At 74.3% G+C, this 16835-nt stretch carries 16 protein-coding genes and 1 pseudogene; 8 read left to right on the top strand and 9 right to left on the bottom strand.

The window, feature by feature from the left end; translation table 11 throughout:
• Positions 1 to 27 precede the first annotated feature (27 nt).
• The 3 genes from ACZ6ZR_RS22950 to ACZ6ZR_RS22940 form a co-directional block, all read right to left on the bottom strand.
• Complete coding sequence (locus ACZ6ZR_RS22950; protein ID WP_465645085.1) at positions 28 to 1938, bottom strand: beta-ketoacyl [acyl carrier protein] synthase domain-containing protein; 1911 nt, start codon at positions 1936 to 1938, stop codon at positions 28 to 30.
• Between the two features lie 13 nt (positions 1939 to 1951).
• Positions 1952 to 2215 (bottom strand): acyl carrier protein, encoded by a 264-nt coding sequence (locus ACZ6ZR_RS22945; RefSeq protein ID WP_465645084.1) that lies wholly within the window; start codon positions 2213 to 2215, stop codon positions 1952 to 1954.
• A gap of 231 nt (positions 2216 to 2446) precedes the next feature.
• A complete protein-coding gene (locus tag ACZ6ZR_RS22940; protein ID WP_465645083.1) occupies positions 2447 to 3733 on the bottom strand; it encodes an MFS transporter in 1287 nt (428 codons plus the stop codon).
• Positions 3734 to 3801: 68 nt separating this feature from the next.
• Here ACZ6ZR_RS22940 and ACZ6ZR_RS22935 point away from each other — a divergent pair, with 68 nt between their 5' ends.
• Positions 3802 to 4308, top strand: coding sequence for a MarR family winged helix-turn-helix transcriptional regulator (locus ACZ6ZR_RS22935; RefSeq protein WP_465645082.1), 507 nt, complete (start codon positions 3802 to 3804; stop codon positions 4306 to 4308).
• Positions 4309 to 4366: 58 nt separating this feature from the next.
• On the opposite strand, the gene ACZ6ZR_RS22930 is transcribed toward ACZ6ZR_RS22935, so the two are convergent.
• Positions 4367 to 5320, bottom strand: coding sequence for a ParB/RepB/Spo0J family partition protein (locus ACZ6ZR_RS22930; protein ID WP_465645080.1), 954 nt, complete (start codon positions 5318 to 5320; stop codon positions 4367 to 4369).
• A gap of 189 nt (positions 5321 to 5509) precedes the next feature.
• On the opposite strand from ACZ6ZR_RS22930, the gene ACZ6ZR_RS22925 reads away from it, so the two are divergent.
• The 3 genes from ACZ6ZR_RS22925 to ACZ6ZR_RS22915 all read left to right on the top strand — a co-directional run bounded on the left by ACZ6ZR_RS22925 (position 5510) and on the right by ACZ6ZR_RS22915 (position 9810).
• Complete coding sequence (locus ACZ6ZR_RS22925) at positions 5510 to 5665, top strand: hypothetical protein (RefSeq protein ID WP_465645079.1); 156 nt, start codon at positions 5510 to 5512, stop codon at positions 5663 to 5665.
• A gap of 93 nt (positions 5666 to 5758) precedes the next feature.
• Positions 5759 to 7027, top strand: a complete 1269-nt coding sequence (locus tag ACZ6ZR_RS22920; RefSeq protein WP_465645077.1) for a helix-turn-helix domain-containing protein — start codon at positions 5759 to 5761, stop codon at positions 7025 to 7027.
• A 116-nt stretch (positions 7028 to 7143) separates the two neighbouring features.
• Positions 7144 to 9810 (top strand): ATP-binding protein, encoded by a 2667-nt coding sequence (locus ACZ6ZR_RS22915; protein ID WP_465645075.1) that lies wholly within the window; start codon positions 7144 to 7146, stop codon positions 9808 to 9810.
• On the opposite strand, the gene ACZ6ZR_RS22910 is transcribed toward ACZ6ZR_RS22915, so the two are convergent.
• On the bottom strand, positions 9811 to 10569 hold the full coding sequence (locus ACZ6ZR_RS22910) for a VC0807 family protein (RefSeq protein WP_465645073.1): 759 nt from the start codon (positions 10567 to 10569) through the stop codon (positions 9811 to 9813).
• A 129-nt stretch (positions 10570 to 10698) separates the two neighbouring features.
• On the opposite strand from ACZ6ZR_RS22910, the pseudogene ACZ6ZR_RS22905 reads away from it, so the two are divergent.
• From ACZ6ZR_RS22905 to ACZ6ZR_RS22895, 3 genes and pseudogenes are all read left to right on the top strand, one after another.
• Positions 10699 to 11706: pseudogene (locus tag ACZ6ZR_RS22905) on the top strand (sigma-70 family RNA polymerase sigma factor); the annotation flags it as partial.
• 68 nt (positions 11707 to 11774) lie between these two features.
• A complete protein-coding gene (locus ACZ6ZR_RS22900; protein WP_465645071.1) occupies positions 11775 to 12263 on the top strand; it encodes a carboxymuconolactone decarboxylase family protein in 489 nt (162 codons plus the stop codon).
• Positions 12264 to 12365: 102 nt separating this feature from the next.
• On the top strand, positions 12366 to 12794 hold the full coding sequence (locus tag ACZ6ZR_RS22895) for an SRPBCC family protein (RefSeq protein ID WP_465645069.1): 429 nt from the start codon (positions 12366 to 12368) through the stop codon (positions 12792 to 12794).
• Positions 12795 to 12813: 19 nt separating this feature from the next.
• Here the strand turns inward: ACZ6ZR_RS22895 and ACZ6ZR_RS22890 are convergent, their stop codons facing one another.
• The gene (locus ACZ6ZR_RS22890; protein ID WP_465645068.1) at positions 12814 to 13224 is read right to left on the bottom strand and encodes a 6-pyruvoyl trahydropterin synthase family protein; all 411 of its coding nucleotides are present in this window, start codon (positions 13222 to 13224) and stop codon (positions 12814 to 12816) included.
• Positions 13225 to 13933: 709 nt separating this feature from the next.
• On the opposite strand from ACZ6ZR_RS22890, the gene ACZ6ZR_RS22885 reads away from it, so the two are divergent.
• On the top strand, positions 13934 to 14608 hold the full coding sequence (locus ACZ6ZR_RS22885; protein WP_030288117.1) for a Crp/Fnr family transcriptional regulator: 675 nt from the start codon (positions 13934 to 13936) through the stop codon (positions 14606 to 14608).
• A gap of 101 nt (positions 14609 to 14709) precedes the next feature.
• Here the strand turns inward: ACZ6ZR_RS22885 and ACZ6ZR_RS22880 are convergent, their stop codons facing one another.
• The 3 genes from ACZ6ZR_RS22880 to ACZ6ZR_RS22870 form a co-directional block, all read right to left on the bottom strand.
• The gene (locus ACZ6ZR_RS22880) at positions 14710 to 15531 is read right to left on the bottom strand and encodes an MBL fold metallo-hydrolase (protein ID WP_465645066.1); all 822 of its coding nucleotides are present in this window, start codon (positions 15529 to 15531) and stop codon (positions 14710 to 14712) included.
• On the bottom strand, positions 15528 to 15713 hold the full coding sequence (locus ACZ6ZR_RS22875; RefSeq protein WP_465645064.1) for a hypothetical protein: 186 nt from the start codon (positions 15711 to 15713) through the stop codon (positions 15528 to 15530). The genes ACZ6ZR_RS22880 and ACZ6ZR_RS22875 overlap by 4 nt, the downstream gene beginning before the upstream one ends.
• Positions 15714 to 15806: 93 nt before the next feature.
• Positions 15807 to 16652, bottom strand: a complete 846-nt coding sequence (locus ACZ6ZR_RS22870) for an NUDIX hydrolase (RefSeq protein ID WP_465645062.1) — start codon at positions 16650 to 16652, stop codon at positions 15807 to 15809.
• Positions 16653 to 16835: the final 183 nt, after the last annotated feature.

Here is a 16835-nt window from a genome sequence, read left to right as displayed (position 1 = left end):
TGGTGGGGGGCGATCGAGCCGGGAAGGTCAGCCGACCTGGGCTGGGACGCGGTCCAGGGCCCAGTACCGCTCGCGCGGGAAGGGGTAGGTGGGCAGCGGTACCCGGCGGCCCCGGCCACCGGCCAGGGCCTCCCACTCGACCGGTACGCCGTGCAGCCAGGCGGTGTGGGCGAGTTCGTCGACCAGGTCGTCGGCCGCCGGTCCCGGTCCGGACGGCATCGCGCCGACCGGCAGGGTGAGCGCGCCTGACGGTGCCTCAGCGGCGGTGGCGACCAGCGGCACCGGGCCGCCGAAGGCGGCCCGCAGCCGGTCCGCGGCCCAGTCGGGGAGCCGGTGGCCGGCCGGGACGACCAGTGCCAGCCGGCGGGGTACGGCGACCCGGACGGTGCGCGCGTCCGAGGAGTCGGGGCTGCGCAGCGCGGCGGCCAGGCCGGCCGCGACCGCGCTGACCACCCGGCGCTCGGGGAAGGTCGTGCGCCCCACGCGCAGGGTGTGCGCGAGGTCGCCGAGCGGTACCGTGCGGGCCTCGACCGCCTCGACGAGCAGCTCCCCGAGCGCGTCGAGCTCCGCCCGGTTCCGGGCCGAGAAGGCCAGCCGGACGGTGCCCGGCAGCGGCGCGGAGGCGCGGGTCGGCGCGGGGGGCGCGGCCAGCACGGCCACCGCGCTCGTCCCGCCGAACCCGATCGCGTTCACCAGCGCGTACCGCTCGGGCCCGGGTGCCGGGCGGGCGGTGGCGGAGATCGTGAACGGGCTGCGGGCGAAGGCCGCCGGTTCGCGCGGCGACTCGAAGAGCGGGTGCGGCGGCAGCACGCCCGTGCGCACCGCGTTGACCGCTCCGATCAGGCCGGCCACGCCCGAGGCGGGGCCGGTGTGGCCGATGTTGGTCTTCACCGAACCGAGCCCGCACGCACCGGCCGGCGGCGGGGTGTCACCGAATCCGGCGGTCAGGCCGCGGATCTCGATCCGGTCGCCGATCGGGGTGCCGGTGCCGTGCGCCTCCACGTAGTCGAGCTGGTCGCCCCGCACCCCGGCCACCCGCAGCGCCTGCGCGACCACCGCGGCCACTCCGGCCGCGCTGGGCGCGGTGAAGCCGGCGCGCTCGGCACCGTGGTTGCCCACCGCCGTGCCGCGCAGCACCGCCAGCACGGTGTCCCCGTCGGCCAGCGCGTCGGACAGCCGGCGCAGGACGACCACACCGACCCCCGAGGAGTAGACGGTGCCGGTGGAGGCGGCGTCGAAGGAGCGGGTCAGCCCGTCCGCCGAGAGCGCGCCGTCCGGCCGGCGCCGGTACCCGGTGGCCGGCTCCAGCACCGTGGTGCCGCCGGCCAACGCCACCTCGCAGGCGCCCGCCTGCAGGCTCAGCACCGCCTGGTGCACGGCGGACAGCGCCGAGGCGCAGGCCGCCTGGACGCCGAGCGTGGGGCCGCGCAGGCCGAGCTTGTAGCCGACCCGCGCCGCCGTGAAGTCGCCGAGCCCGCCGAGGTGCAGCTGCACGTCACCGAGCGCAGCCGGCCAGCCGTCCCACTGCGCCTTCGCCGCGAGCAGCCGGGCCGAGTACGGGCCCGCGTGGCTGCCCACGAAGACCCCGGTGACCGGCCCGTTCGGGGTGCGCGGCGGGTGGCCGGACACCTCCAGGGCCTCCCAGCACACCTCCAGGAAGAGCCGCTGCTGCGGGTCGACGGTCTCGGCCTCGGCCCGCGCGTAGCCGAAGAACTCCCCCGCGAAGTCCGCGACGCCCGACAGCCTGGCCGCCTTGGCGACGAAGTCCGGGGCGCTCAGCTGCTCCGGCGCGACACCTGCGGCCCGCAGCTCCCGCTCGGGGACGTCGCGGACCGAGACCACGCCGTTCTCGAGGTTGCGCCAGAACTCCTCCGGGGAGGTCGCGTCGGGGAAGCGGCAGCCCGCGCCGATCACGGCGATGTCGGTGTCGCGCGTCATCTCCGGACCGCCGTCAGCCGGCCAGGCCGGCGGGCACCGGCGAGGACGCGACGAGCTCGGAGAGGAACTCGGTCTGGGCCTGGACGGTGGCGTAGTCGAAGAGTTCGGCGGCCTCCACCTCCCGGCCGGTGAGCCGGTTGACGCGCTCCAGCAGCACGATGAAGAGGAGCGAGTCGCCGCCGGCCTCGAAGAAGTTGAGGTCCAGCGGCACCTCGTCGAGGACCAGGACATCGGCCCAGATCTGCTGCAGCTGGTCGAGCAGCACGAGATCGGTCACGGTGTTTCGCCTTTCGAAGCGTGCCTGCGCCACGACGCGGACCGCCGCCGGGCAGGGCGGGGCGGCGGTCGGCAAGGAGTCGCGGGAGCAGGCCGGAGTCGGCCTGAGAAACCACGCGGGTGCGTCAACACGCGCTCCGCTGCGGTGACTTCATCGTCTCGGCCGTCCCTTCGGGAATCAAGCGATCGCCGCTGTTCGGGCCCCTCGGACACCGAACGCCGACGGCGGTGGTCAGCCGGTGCTCACGCCTTCGCGCGGGGCGGTGGGCTGCGCCGGGGCGGTGGTGAGCGGGGCCGGGGGCAGCTCGCCGTCCCGGTCCAGCCGCAGGCGGCGCACCCCGGGGACGAGGGCGGTGCCCGCGCAGAAGACGAACACCAGCACCGCCGCCACGGCGAACGGCACCCGGTCGCCCCACAGCCGCAGCGCGATGGGGGCGAGCAGCACGCCGAGCGGCTGGGCGGCCAGCGAGACCAGCCAGTCGTAGGAGCCGACCCGGGCCAGCACGTCCTGCGGGATGACCGTCTGCACGGTGGTCTGCCAGGTCGGGTTGAGGAAGCCGAGCGCCGCCAGCGCGACGCCGTAGCCGATCACCAGCAGCTGGAGCGGGGCACCGACGGCGAACAGGACGAGCGGCACCGCGTAGCTGGCGAGGGCGAGGTTGCCCACCAGGACGGGACGCCGGGGGCGGGCCCGGCCGGCCAGCAGGGAGCCGGCCAGCAGGCCGATGCCGCCGGCCTGGGTCACCGCGATCCAGGCGCCCTCACCACCGAGCTTGCTGACCGCGATCAGCGGGCCGAGGGTGAGCAGCACGTTGGCGACGAAGTTCCACGCGGCGTGGGCGATCAGGCTGGTCCAGTACCAGTCCCGGGCCCGCACCTCGACCCAGCCGTCCACCAGACCGGCCCGGACGTTGCGGCGCGCGCTGGCGGCGGTGGTGCTCGCGTCGATCCGGATGACCAGCATCAGGGCCGCGCTGAGCGCGAAGGCGGCGCTGTCCAGCACGAAGACCCAGCCGATGCCGACCAGCCAGATCAGCAGCCCGGCCAGCGCCGGCCCGGCCAGCAGCGAGACGCTCTTCGCCACTCCCATCAGGGAGTTGGCCTTCAGCCGCTGCGGGCCGGCGCCCACCACCACCTTGGTGACCAGAGGCGAGAGGTTGGACAGGCCGACGGCCGACGCGATGCCGGCGACGCCCTGGGCGACGGCGATCAGTGCGATGGACGGATCGCCGCCGATCAGCTCCACGGCGACCAGGCCCTGGGTCAGCACCCGGACCGAGTCGGCGCCGAACGCGACCCAGCGGGTGTTGTACCGGTCGGCGATCACACCGGCCAGCGGCAGCATCAGCAGCCGGCTGCCGAGGGCACAGCCGAGCACCACCGCCAGGGCGGTGGCGGAGCCGGTGATGGTGACCACGGCCAGGCTGAGGGCGGTGGGCACCAGCGCGTCGCTGAGCGTCGACAGGGTCCGACTGGCGAAGAGCAGCCGGAAGTTGGGGGAGCGCAGTGGGTGAGTCACTCCGCCATAGTATTTCGATGTCGCAATATTCGACAACGCACTTTACGTCGATGAAGTAAAATCGCCGCATGACGACCGCACGCGACTCCGTCGACGACCACCTGGACCGCTGGCTGGAGGTGCTGCCCTCACTGGACCCGCTGGTGGAGGGCGCGGTGAAGCGCATGTGGGTGCTGGTCAAGCACCTGGGCCAGGCCAAGGAGCGCTCGCTGGCCGCGCACGACCTGCTCAGCTCGGAGTACCTCACCCTGCACGCGCTGGCCGGGCGGGACGGCCGGGCCGTCCCCTCCGAGCTGGTGGCCGACCTCAAGCTCTCGCCGTCCGCGATGACCAGCAGGCTGGACGGGCTGGAGCGGCGCGGGTTCGTCCGCCGCCTGCCCTCCGCGACCGACCGGCGGAAGACCGACATCGAACTGACCGCCGAGGGGCGGGCGGCCTGGCAGGCGGCCATGGAGACCCAGGGCGAGGAGGAGCACCGCATCCTGCGCACGCTCGAACCCGCCGAGCGGGCCCAGCTGGTCGACCTGCTGCGCCGGGTCCTGATCGAGGCCGAACGGCCGGACCCCACCGCCTGATCCGGACCCCGGCACCCGACCAGGCAGGCCGGGCAAGGCCGTTGACGGTCCGTCGGGCCTACGCCCCGGCCGCCCGGGCCTGACGGGCCAGCCGCTCGGCCAGCGCGCTCCACTCCTGCGCGTAGCTGCTCGCCAGTTCGGCGACCGCCGGCGCGCAGTGCGGCGGGACGGCGGCGACCACCTCCCAGCCAGCACGGGCGTCGATGTCCCGCGCGTTGAGCCAGCGCAGCAGGTGTCGCCCGGTCTGGGTGTGGCGCAGCGCGGGATCGCGGGCGAGCCCGTCCAGGATCGCCGTCGGCCCGCGCCCGGCCTCCGCCCGGGCCGCGGTCCGCCGAGGCCGGGCAGCCCGTCCGGTCCGCGGTACGGCCGGACCCAGCGGGTCCTCGCCCTCGCGCAGCCGTCGACGGACCTCGTGCGCGGTGCTGGTGGCGATCCCGGCCGCCCGGGCGATCTCCCGCAGCGGCGCGTCCGGCCGCTCGGCCAGCAGCGCGACCGCCGCCCGGCGCCCGGCGCCGGCGTCCACCGGGCGCAGCCTGCCGTCCTCGCCCACCCTGGCGTTCGACCGTGGAACTTCCCCGGTCGAATCGCGGCGGACCCGTCCGACGGTCTTGGGCGACAGCCCGGCGATCCGGGCGATCGAGCGGTCCGACCAGTGCGGGTGCTGGGCCAGCAGGCGGGCGGCCGCGGCCCGCCGGTCCTCGCGGGTGAGCGGAAGGCCGTGCGCGGTGTTGGCCTCGACCGAGCGGGCGAAGATCTCGTCCTCGGGCCCGTCCAGGTAGCGGACCGGCAGGTCCCGGTCCCCGCGCAGGGCGGCGGCCCGCAGCCGGTGCCGGCCGTCCACCACCCGGAGCGTCCCCCGGTGCACCAGGACCGGTTCGAACTCGCCCTCCACAGCCGCCAGTTCACCGATCCGGGCGGCATCCTCGCCAGCCAGCCGAGGCGAATCGGCCGGCCGCAGCTCCCCGAGCGGCAGCCGTTCCGATCCGGTCGGCGCCTCCCCCGTCACCGTCACCGTTCCCTCCCCGTCCGTCACGCGATGGCGTCAGCTTTCCGATCGATTACCAAAGTTGTCAAGTGAGGTATCCGTGTTGTCAACTGATGCCACTTCACGTTAAGTTTCGGACACGGGGTGATCGGGGGAAACGGCTGGCCCGGCAACCTGCCCCGCTTCCGTCCAGCCAGAGCAGTCAGAGGAAACACCATGCGCAAGTTCCGCAGGATCGCCGTGCTGGCCGGCCTGTTGGCAGTGTTCGGCATCGGCCTCGTGCACGGGGCGGACCCGAGCGGGAGCGCTCCGCGCACCACCTACGCGGGCCCGCAGAACAACGACATCGAGTGGCCCGTGATCCGGCCTTAGCAGCATCCGTCCCCGGGGTCCAGCTTGACAGAGTTTGCTGGACCTCGGTGATCAAGTTGACAAGAGACTGCAATGTTGTGGCAATGTTTCGCTATGCGAGCATCGGTCAGCGACCACGACGTCCTGTCGCAGCCGCAGTTCGGAATCCGACTGCGCGCCGTCCGGCAGTCCCGCGGCATGCTGCAGACGCAGCTGGCCGGCCCGGGGATGTCCACGGCCTATCTGTCCCGGCTGGAGTCGGGCAGCAGGCCGCCGACGTCCCGTGCCGTCGAGTACCTCTGCGCCAAACTGGACCTCGCGCCGGGGTTCTTCAACGCCGAGCAGGCCGACCGGACGGCGGAGACGCTGGCCGTCGTGCTCTCCGGCGCCGACGACGAGGACTGCACCCGGCTGCTGCTGGACACCGCGGACACCGACCAGCCGGCCCTCCGCTGGCAGGCCCTGTGGATGCTCGCCGAGCATCAGCGCAAGAGCGGGGACCGGGCCGAGGAGCAGCGCACCCTGCTCACCCTGACCGCCCTCGGGGACGAGATCCGGCACCCGCACCTGCGGGCCAGGGCCCGGATCCAACTGGCCCGCTGCCAGCGCTCCTCCGGCGACCCGGCCGCCGCCCACCGCACCGCGAGCGAGGCCTGGCAGATCGCCACCGAGGCCGACCTCTCCCGCACCGACCGCATCCGCGCCCTGCTCGTGCTGATCGCGGCCGAGACCGAGACCGGCCGCCTCGGTGAGGCCGTCGAGCACACCGACCGGATGCTCGAACTCGCCGAGGGGGTGCCGAGCACGCTGCGCTCGGAGTGTCTCTGGACCGCCAGCAGCATCCGGATCCGGCAGGGCGCGCACGCCGCCGCGGCCGAGGTGCTGGAGCAGGCCATGGACCTGGTCGGCTCCGGCGCCGACGAGCTGCTGCTGTGGATGCGGCTGCGGCTGGCGGCCGCCTCGCTCTACCTGCGGATGGTCCCGGTCAACACCGACGAGGCGGAGCGCCGGCTGCGCGAGGCCGCCCCGGCCGTCGGCCTGCTCAACCTGCCGATCCACCTGCAGGAGTTCCTCTCGCTCCGGGCCCACCTGGCGTTCCAGCAGAACGACCCCGGAGCGGCCCGGGAACTCTGCGAGCAGCTCGGCGAGAACCCCGAGCACCTCTCCTTCCGCGACCGGGTCCGGCACCAGATGCTGCACAACCAGCTGCGCATCCTGAACGGCGAACGCACCGAGGCGGTCGCCGAGTTGGAGCGCCTCGCGGCCCAGGCCCAGGACGCGGCCAACGTCGACCTGGCCGCCGAGATCTGGCGCTCCCTCGCCGTCGCCCTCGCCCACCCCGGACGGCCCGGCCGCGCCCTGCGTCCCCGTCCCCCGGCCTGATCCCACCCGGCGGACGGGCGGAGGCGATTCCGGCCGACGTGGTCCAAGTCCGCCCCGGCGCCGCCGGTGCGGCACTAACCTCGGCCGGGGGTACCGGCAGCGCCGAGGGGGGCACGGTGGAGGCAGCTCGGGAACGGGCCGGTCTGTACGAGCGCGAAGCGGAGACCAGGGCCGCGGACGAGGCGGTCCGGGCGCTCTGCGACCCCGCCGAGGGGGCCGGGACCGGCGGGCTGCTGGTCTACGCCGGGCCGGCCGGGGTCGGCAAGACGGCCCTGGTGACCGAGGTCCGCCGGCTGGCGAGGCGGGCGGGCTGCACGGTGCTCTCCGCCCGCGGCGGCGAGCGCCGTCGCAACGAACCCTTCCACGTGGTGCGCCAGTTGATGCAGCCTGCGCTGGCCGGGCTGGGCGAGGGCGGGCAGCGGCAGGTCACCGGCCACTGGCACGGGATCGTCGGCCCCGCCGTCGGGCTGCTGCCGCCCGCCGGGGAGCTCGACCCGCAGGGCGTCCGGGACGGGCTGGACTTCGTCCTGGTCCAACTCGCCCGGCTGCTGGAGCCGTTGATGGTGGTCGTGGACGACCTGCACTGGGCCGATCCGGAGTCCCTCGGCTGGCTGGCCGCCTTCGCGGGGCGGGCCAGGGAGCTCCCGGTGCTACTGGTGGCCGCCTGCCGGGACCGGTTCGACGAGTTACCCGGCGGGGCCCAGGACCTGATCCGGGGCATCCGGGGCACGGCCGACCGGCTGCACGAACTGCGCCCGCTGCGGCCGGACTCGGTGGCCGGGCTGGTCCGCGACTCGCTCGGGGACGGGGCGGAGGAGGACTTCTGCCGTGAGGTCTGGGCGGTCACCGGGGGCAACCCGTTCGCGACCGGGGCACTGCTGCGCGAGGTGCGCGACCAGGGGCTGGCCCCGGTCGCCGACAACGCCGGGCAGCTGCGCGAACTCGCCTCGGACGCCCTGGGCCTGACGCTCGATCACTGGCTGGGCCGGCTCGGTCCGAGCACCCTCAGGTTCGCCTGGGCGGCCTCGCTGCTCGGCACCGGCATCCGCCCGGACCTCGCGGCGGTCATCTCCGCCCAGGGGCCGGACACCTCCGCCGACTCGGTCCGCGAGCTGCGCAGGCAGCGGGTGCTGACCGGTACGGCCGACGGCCGGCTGGAGTTCGTCCACCCGCTGATCGCCACTTCCGTCTACCGCTCGATGCCGCCCGCCGTCCGCACCGGCATGCACGGCGTCGCCGCCACCGCGATCGAGAACGCCGGCCTGGGGCTGCTGGCCGCCTCCCGGCACCTGCTGGAGACCGAGCCGGACGGCGACCCCGAGACGGTCCGCCGCCTGCGCCGGGCCGCCGCCGAGCACCTGGCCACCGGCGCCCCCGAGGCGGCGCAGCGCTGCCTGCGGCGGGCGATGAGCGAGCCGCCGGAGGGGACGGAGCGCGCTGCGGTGCTGTACGAGCTCGGCTGCTCGGCGCTGCTGACCGACCCGGCCACCACCGTGAACCAGCTGCGCCTGGCCCTCGACGAGCGGCCCGGACTGACCGCCGCGCTCCGGGTGGACGCCACCTTCCGGCTCGCCCAGGCGCTGGCCCACAGCAACCGGCTGCGGGAGGCCGCCGCGGCCTGCGCCGAAGAGGCCGCGCGGACCGCCCCCGGGCCGGGGCGCGGGCGGCTGGAGGTGGCGGCCCTGATGTTCGCGGCGTTCCAGGCCGAGGAGGAGGACGGGCCCGGCCGCTTCCGGCAGTTGGAGGAGTACGCCCGCGACCACGCCAGGGCCGACGGGACGGACGCGGCCGTGTCGGTGCTGCGCTGCTGGGAGTTGGTGCTCCGGGGCGGCGACGCCTCCCGGGCGGTCGCGCTGGCGGAGTGGGTGCTGGAGGACGGCCGGCTCCCGCCCGAGCTCGGGTGGACCAACACCACCTGGGGCTTCGAACTGCCCGGCGTGCTCGGCATCGCCTACCTCTACGCGGACCGGGCGGACCGCGCCCAGGCACTGTTCGACGAGGCGGTGCTGGCCTACCAGGTGGCCGGTTGGAGCGGCGGGCACCTGGGGTTCGCGCTGTTCCTGACCGGCCTGCTGCGCTTCCGCTGCGGCGAGCTCGTCGAGGCGGAGCAACTGCTGCGGCGCTCGCTGCGGATCGCCGAGCGGATCGCGCCGGGCATCCCCTTGCAGTGGTTCGCCGTGGGAGTGCTGGCCGACACCCTGCTGGCCCGGGGCAGGCCCGAGGAGGCCTGGCAGCTCGCCCGGCGGTACGCCTTCGGGCCGCCGTACCCGACGGTGATGGTGCTGCCGGACGCCCCGACCCTGTACGGCCGGCTGCTGCTCGCCCGGGGGGACACCGCCGGAGCGGCCGAGGCGCTGGCCCGGGCCGGGGCGGCCCTGGACGCGCGCGGCTGGCGCAATCCGGTCTGGGCCCCCTGGACCGGCCACCTGGCCCTCGCCCTGCTGCCCGAGGACCCGGACCGGGCCCGGGAGTTGGCCGAGGAGTCGGTTCGCCGCGCCGAGGAGTTCGGCCCCGACGCGGCCGTCGGCAGCGCGCTGCGGCTCGCCGCCCCGGTGCACGGCGGTCCGCGTGCGCTGCCCCTGCTGGAGGAGGCGGTCCGGCGGCTGGAACGCTCCCCCGCCCGCTACGAGCACGCCCTCGCCCTGGTCGACCTCGGCGAGGCGCTGGCCGCGGCCGGCCATCGGGCCCGGGCGCGGCGCCGCCTGACGGAGGGTCTGGCGCTGGCCGTGCGCTGCGGCGCGGACGGACTGGCCGGACGGGCGCGCGCCGCACTGGCCGGGTGATCAGGCCGCTGACGCCGCCGTTGCCGCCGCTGCCGCCGCTGCCGCCGCCCGGCCGCGCTCGGCCGAACGACGGCCGTACCGGATGGTCCAGGTGACCAGGCCCGCCATCACCACGAAGGGCAGCACGGAGTTCAGGGTGACCATCACCGAGGTGGGCAGCAGGTACGCGAGGACGATGCGCAGCACGGCCTCGGCGGTGAAGGCGGTGCCCCAGACGGTGGTGATGATCTTCTGGGTGCGGCGGAAGCCGGCGAACTGCCAGAGCCCGTTCCACCAGGCGACCGCCTCCGGGGAGCCGTCGGTGGCGAACTTGCGGCCCATGTAGAAGCAGAGCGGCCGGGGCGCCAGCAGGCTGGCGAACATCACCAGGCCGAACAGGCCGGTCAGGGCGGAGTCCTTGACCAGGATCATCCGGGGGCTGTTGAAGGCCAGCGAACTGATCAGCGAGAGGCCGAGGAGGGTGAGCGTGAGGACCGCCATCTCGTCCACGTGACGCCGGATCAGCAGCATGGCGACCGTCTCGGCGGCCGGCCAGAGCGCGGAGAGCAGCAGCGCGGCGCTGACGCCGACGCCGTGGTCGATCAGCTGGTTGTAGGTGATCAGCGGCAGCACCACGCCGAACAGGACGAACGGACCCCACTGCCAGAGCGCGCTGCCGGCGCCACCGCGCTCGGGCGGCGTCGGAAGGGCCTCGACGGCCTCAACGGTCTCGGTGGCCCCGGTGGCCTCGGTGGCAGGTCTGAGCTGGGACTCGGTCATGGTCTCCCCCGTACTGGACGATCACGTTCATGATCAACAGCCAGGGAGGCTAACAGCCCGTCAGCTCCCGCACCAGGGCCAGTCGGTGGGCTGAGGTAGCGTCACCCCCACCGCCGTGCCAGGCCTCGGTCGGACGACGGCGAAGCAACGGCAGAGACGGCAGGGGGCGGCACGATGGCGGTCACGGCGGAGGTCGAGCAGGAGCTGGAGCAGTACCGGCGGGAGCTGACGGGCTACTGCTACCGGATGCTCGGGTCGGCCTTCGAGGCCGAGGACGCGGTGCAGGAGACGATGATCCGCGCCTGGCGCGGCCACCAGGGCTTCGAGGGCCGGTCCGCGCTGCGCTCCTGGCTGTACCGGATCGCCACCAACGTCTGCCTGGACGCCCTGAAGGGCCGTCAGGGCCGGGCCCGGCCGATGGACCTCACCAGCCCCGTCCCGGTCTCCGAGGCGTACGGGACCCAGCTGCCCGAGGTCACCTGGATCGGCCCGGTGCCGGACGCCTGGGTGCTGGCCGGGGACCCGGCCGAGCTGGCCGCGCAGCGCGAGTCGGTCCGGCTGGCCTTCGTCGCCGCGCTCCAGCGCCTGGCGCCCCGGCAGCGCGCGGTGCTGATCCTGCGCGAGGTGGTGGGCTGGTCGGCGGCCGAGGTGGCGGAGCTGCTGGAGACCACCGTGGCCTCGGTCAACAGCGCGATGCAGCGGGCCCGTGCGGCGCTGGCCGCGCAGCCGGGCGCCGACGCCGAGCCGGCCGAGCCGCTCGACCCCGGCCAGACCGAGCTGCTGGCCAAGTTCGTCTCCGCCTTCGAGAGCTTCGACCTGGACCGGCTGGCCGCGCTGCTGCACGAGGACGTGGTGCTCTCCATGCCGCCCTTCGAGATGTGGCTCCGGGGCCTGGACCAGTACCTGCTCTGGCTGCACGGCCCGGGCGGCGGCTGCCGCGGCTCCCGCCTGCTCCCGGTCTCGGCCAACGGCGCCCCGGCCTTCGCCCAGTACCGCCCGGACCCGGCCGGCGGGTACCTGCCCTGGGCGCTCCAGGTCCTCGACGTCCAGGACGGCCGGATCACCGGGCTGAACAACTTCCTGGACACCGACGCGCTCTTCCCGCTGTTCGGCCTGCCGCCCCGACTCGACTCCTGACCGCCCGTCACACTTCCGCGCTCCCGTCCGTCGGTGTGGTGAAGGCCCCCGACGACGAGGAGCACACCATGACGGAGCAGTCGATCTCCCGGATGCCCGACCCCGGCCGGTTCGTCCCTGAGCTGGCCGAGGTCAGCACCGCCCTCTTCAAGGCGACGGGCAACCGCTCGGTGCCCCGGACCACGATCAACCTGGTGCACCTGAGGGCCGGTCAGATCGTCCACAACACCTACCTGACCACTCTCAACACCGGTTTCCTGCGCAAGGCCGGCGAGACCGCGGAGCGCATCACCGCTGTCTCCTCCTGGCAGGACGCGCTCTGCTTCACCCCCGCCGAACGCGCCGCCCTGGCCCTGGTGGAGGCCACCCTGCAGCCCGCCCCGCCCGGCCGCGAGCGGGTCACCGACCGGCTCTACGCCGAGGTGGCCGCGCACTACGACGAGAAGGCGATGGCGACCCTGACCATCGCGATCGGCCAGATCAACTTCTTCGTCGCGCTGGCCGTCATCGGCAAGCCGATGCCGGTCACCTCGCTCGCCCAGCGCCAGTGGGAGTGAACCCGCGCAGAAACCTTCCCGCGGACCGATGAGTCCGGCCGGGGTCGGCGGTCTACCCCTGCGAGAGGCTCACCCGGAGCCCCCCGGAGCAGGGAGTACGACATGACCGACCTCGGCGAGCTCACCCTCGACCGCGTCTTCCACGCCGACCGCGCCGACGTGTTCCACGCCTACGTCACCCCGGAGCGCTTCATCGACTTCTGGGGCCCGGAGGGCACCCACGTCCCGCTGGAGAGCGTCACCATCGAGCCGTTCGCGGGCGGGCGCTTCGAGTCCACCATGGTGGTCGACGGCACCGACCAGAGCTTCCCGCTCAGCGCCGTCTTCGAGGCCGTCACCGAGCCCGAGCTGCTGGTCTTCCGGGTCCAGGGCACCACGATGCGCAGCGCGATCCACCTCACCGACCTCGGCGACGGCCGCACCGCCATCCGGCTGCACCAGACCGAGGTCCCGCCGCAGTACCTCGGCCCGCAGGCCGAGGCCGGCCTGAACTCCTCCCTCGACCGCCTGGCCGCCCACCTGGCCGGGTGAGCGGCGGGCGGGTCGGCCGTCAGTCCCCGGCCGGGGCACCGCAGTGGTGGCACTGCGGCTGCGCCGGCCGGTAGACGGCCCAGGTCTTGGGGGTCTCGGAGACCCGGACGGCGGCGAGCTCGGGGTACTCGTCGGCCCAGATGCCGAAGATCCACATCGCCAGGTTCTCGGCCGAGGGCGAGACGGCACCCATCGCGTCGTTCAGGTGCCGGTGGTCGAGGGTGTCGTCCAGCCAGGTCTTGAAGGCACCGAGCTCGTGGTAGTCGCGGACGAACCCGATCTCGTTCAACTCGTCGGAGCGGCAGGAGAGTTCCAACACCACGACGTAGTTGTGACCGTGCATCCTGGCGCACTGGTGCCAGGACGGCAGCCGGGACAGCACATGGCACCAGGGTGGAGAGCGCCTCGGGCGCGGACTGGGCCACGCCACGCCCTGCCCCGGTGAGCAGACGGCGGAGCAGACTGGGGCACTCGGGCTTCTCCTGGAGCTGGAGCAACAGGTCGTAGGCGGCCAGGTACGAGAGGCCCTCGCCGACCTGGGGCAGGCAGCGGATGGTCACCACCCGCAGCGGCGAGCTCGGCCCGGCGGCGGCCATCCGCCGGAATTCGCCCAGCAGCGCGGACTTCCCGATCCCGGAGCGGCCCTCCACCACCAGGACCCGGCCCTGACGTCTGGTCAATCCCCCCAGAACGTCGTGGAACTCCGACAGCTACTCGGCCCGGTCCACGAAATTCGTCGGCACCACTACCCCTACGGCCCACCGCCACCAGGTGCCACCGCACCCGCCGGGGAAACCCTAGGACACCGCAGCCGCAGGGGCGGGACGAACACGGACAGTCGCCGGGCCGAATTCCCCCGCCCATTCCCTCCCCCCACCTCGGCCGCCTCGGTCACCGGTGGTTGGTCGCCGGTGGTCCGGCGGCGGTCCGTCCGCGAGCGGCGGAGCGCGCCACCGCCGTTGCGGCATACGGGTGAACGAACGCTCACGGCGGTAGCCGACCGGCCGTGATGAGTACAAATGGCCCCGTACCGTACCCCCGGCCAGCACCCCTCCTCATATGATCGGAGCGACATGCGTCATCCTTGGTGATGCAAGTCATGACCGGATGCACCATCCACCACCAGCAGGAGGAAGCACGTGGACGACGTTCTGCGGCGTGCCGCGCTGTTCGCGGCTCTCGATGACGAGCAGGCCGGCGAGCTGCGTGCCTCCATGACCGAGGTGACGCTGGCCCGCGGTGAGTCGCTCTTCCACGAGGGTGACCCGGGCGACCGCCTGTACGTCGTCGCCGAGGGCAAGGTGAAGCTGCACCGCGCCTCGCCGGACGGCCGGGAGAACATGCTGGCCGTGCTCGGCCCCAGCGAGATGATCGGCGAGCTGTCGCTCTTCGACCCGGGCCCGCGCACCGCCACCGCCAGCGCGCTGACCGAGGTCAAGCTGCTCGGCCTCGGCCACGGCGACCTCCAGCCCTGGCTGCACGCCCGCCCCGAGGTCTCCATCGCGCTGCTCCGGGCGATCGCCCGCCGGCTGCGCCGGACCAACGACGTGATGTCCGACCTGGTCTTCTCCGACGTGCCCGGCCGGGTGGCCAAGGCGCTGCTGGACCTCTCCCGCCGCTTCGGCGTGCAGTCCGAGGAGGGCATCCACGTCGCCCACGACCTCACCCAGGAGGAGCTGGCCCAGCTGGTCGGCGCCTCCCGCGAGACGGTCAACAAGGCACTGGCCGACTTCGCCGGCCGCGGCTGGCTGAAGCTGGAGGCCCGCGCGGTGGTCCTGCTCGACGTCGAGCGCCTCTCCCGCCGCTCGCGCTGACGCGAGGTCCCGCGCTGACGGGACATCAGGAAGGCCCCCGGGACCGTGACGGTCCCGGGGGCCTTGCTGCGTCCGGAGACTGCCCCTCGGCCGGCGGGGCGTCAGATCAGGCCGTGGTCCTCCAGGTAGGCGAGCTGGGCCCGGACCGAGAGCTCGGCGGCCGGCCAGAGCGCGCGGTCCACGTCCGCGTACACCTTGGCCACCACCTGCTCGGCCGTCCGGTGGCCCGCCTCCACGGCGGTCTCCACCTGGGCCAGCCGGGCGGCCCGGTGGGCGAGGTAGTAGTCGACGGCGCCGAGCGCGTCCGCCAGCACCGGGCCGTGGCCCGGCAGCACGGTGCGGACGCCGTGCTCGGCGGCCATGGTGTGCAGGCGGCGCAGCGAGTCCAGGTAGTCGCCGAGCCGGCCGTCCGGGTGGGCCACCATCGTGGTGCCCCGGCCCAGCACGGTGTCGCCGGTCAGGATCGCGCCGTCGGCCGGGAGGTGGAAGGTCAGGGAGTCGGCGGTGTGCCCGGGGGTGCCGACCACCCGGATCTCCAGGCCGCCGACCTCGATCACCTGGCCGCCGCGCAGACCCTCGGAGCCCAGCCGGAGGGCCGGGTCGAGCGCGCGGACGTCGGTGCCGGTCAGTTCGGCGAAGCGGGCCGCGCCCTCGGCGTGGTCGTGGTGCCCGTGGGTGAGCAGGGTCAGCGCGATCCGCTTGCCCTGCTGCTCGGCGGTGTCGACGACCCGGCGCAGGTGGCCCTCGTCCAGCGGCCCGGGGTCCACCACGACCGCGAGGTCGGAGCCGGGCTCGGAGAGCAGCCAGGTGTTGGTGCCGTCCAGGGTCATCGGCGAGGGGTTCGGCGCGAGCACGCAGAACGCCCGGGGGGTGGCCCCGCCGCCGATCGCGGCAGCGGGGTCACCCGGGAGGAGACCGGTCACCGGCCGCCCTCGCTGACCCGGTACAGGCTGCGCAGCGGCAGCTGCCGCTCCAGGCGCCGCAGGGTCGGGTCCTCCGGCACGCGGTCGACCGGCCGGCCGGCCAGCGAACGGAGCGTCAGCGGACGCGCGGTGAGGGTGTTGTCGGTGAGCGCCGACCGGCGAGCCACGTCGTTGTGGGTCATCGGACAGTCCTTCCTCGGGATGAGCTGGTGCTTCTCGGTGGACGGGGGCGAGCGGCGTCCGGCCTCCCACGTCCCGGCGGGAGAGCGTGACGGCTACTCGGGAGGAAAAATACCTTCGATGGTCAGCTCTTCATACCCCGGCCAGCGAACTGTCAGCCGATCTCCCGAAGTCTCCGCCCGTCCAAGCACGGGTGTCACCTTCCGGTCGGCCCCCGCGGCCACCGCCTCGGCCGCCGAACGGACCGTCAGCAGCTCCCGCTGGACCGTCACGGTGGGCGGCATCATCCGGTACCGGCCCTCCCCGTAGCCCTCGACCACCTCGGACGGGGCGAGCCAGGCGACCCGGTCGGCCTCGCCCACGGTCTCGGCCGCCAGCTGCCCGGGCGGCATCGCGGCCACGAAGAACCAGGTGTCGAACCGGCGCTCCTCGAACTCCGGCGTCACCCAACGGGCCCAGGGCGCCAGCAGGTCGGAACGGAGCAACAGGCCGTTGGCGGAGAGGAAGTCGGCGAAGGCCAGCTCGTGCCGCTCCATCGCGGCGCGCTCCTTCGACCAGTCGCGGGGGTCGGCGGTGCGGTGCTCGTCCGGACCGGCCAGCAGCACCCCGGCCTCCTCGAAGGTCTCCCGGACCGCCGCGCAGACCACCGCCCGGGCGGTCGGCTCGTCGGTGCCCAGCCGCTCCGCCCACTCGGCGGGGGACGGGCCGGCCCAGCCGTAGCCGCCCTCGGCGTCACGCGGGTCCACCCCACCGCCGGGGTAGGCGTACTGCCCTCCGGCGAAGGCCATCGAGGTCCGACGGCGCAGCAGGTACACCTCCGGCCCGGCCTCGCCGTCCCGCAGCAGGACCACGGTGGCGGAGGGCTTGGGCACCGGCGGGGTCAGTTCACCCGCGGTGAGGGCCCGGATCCGGGCCGGCCACGACGACGGCATCGACATCATGGCCGGATGCTACCGGCCACCCCAACGCCTCCGGCAGGGCAGCGCCTCCAGCAGTGCAGCGACCGGCAGGGCGGCGGACCCAGGGGCGCGAGGAACCGCGCGAATCGGAAGGCAGCCCACCTGCGACTGAGGGCACGTCAGCCAGTTGCACGCGCTGCCGTGCCCCCTCGCGCAGTTCCTCGC

Source organism: Kitasatospora sp. NPDC088742 (genome assembly GCF_055584905.1).
The sequence above is the reverse complement of the archived record's forward strand: the minus strand, read 5'-3'. Positions and strand labels throughout refer to the sequence as shown.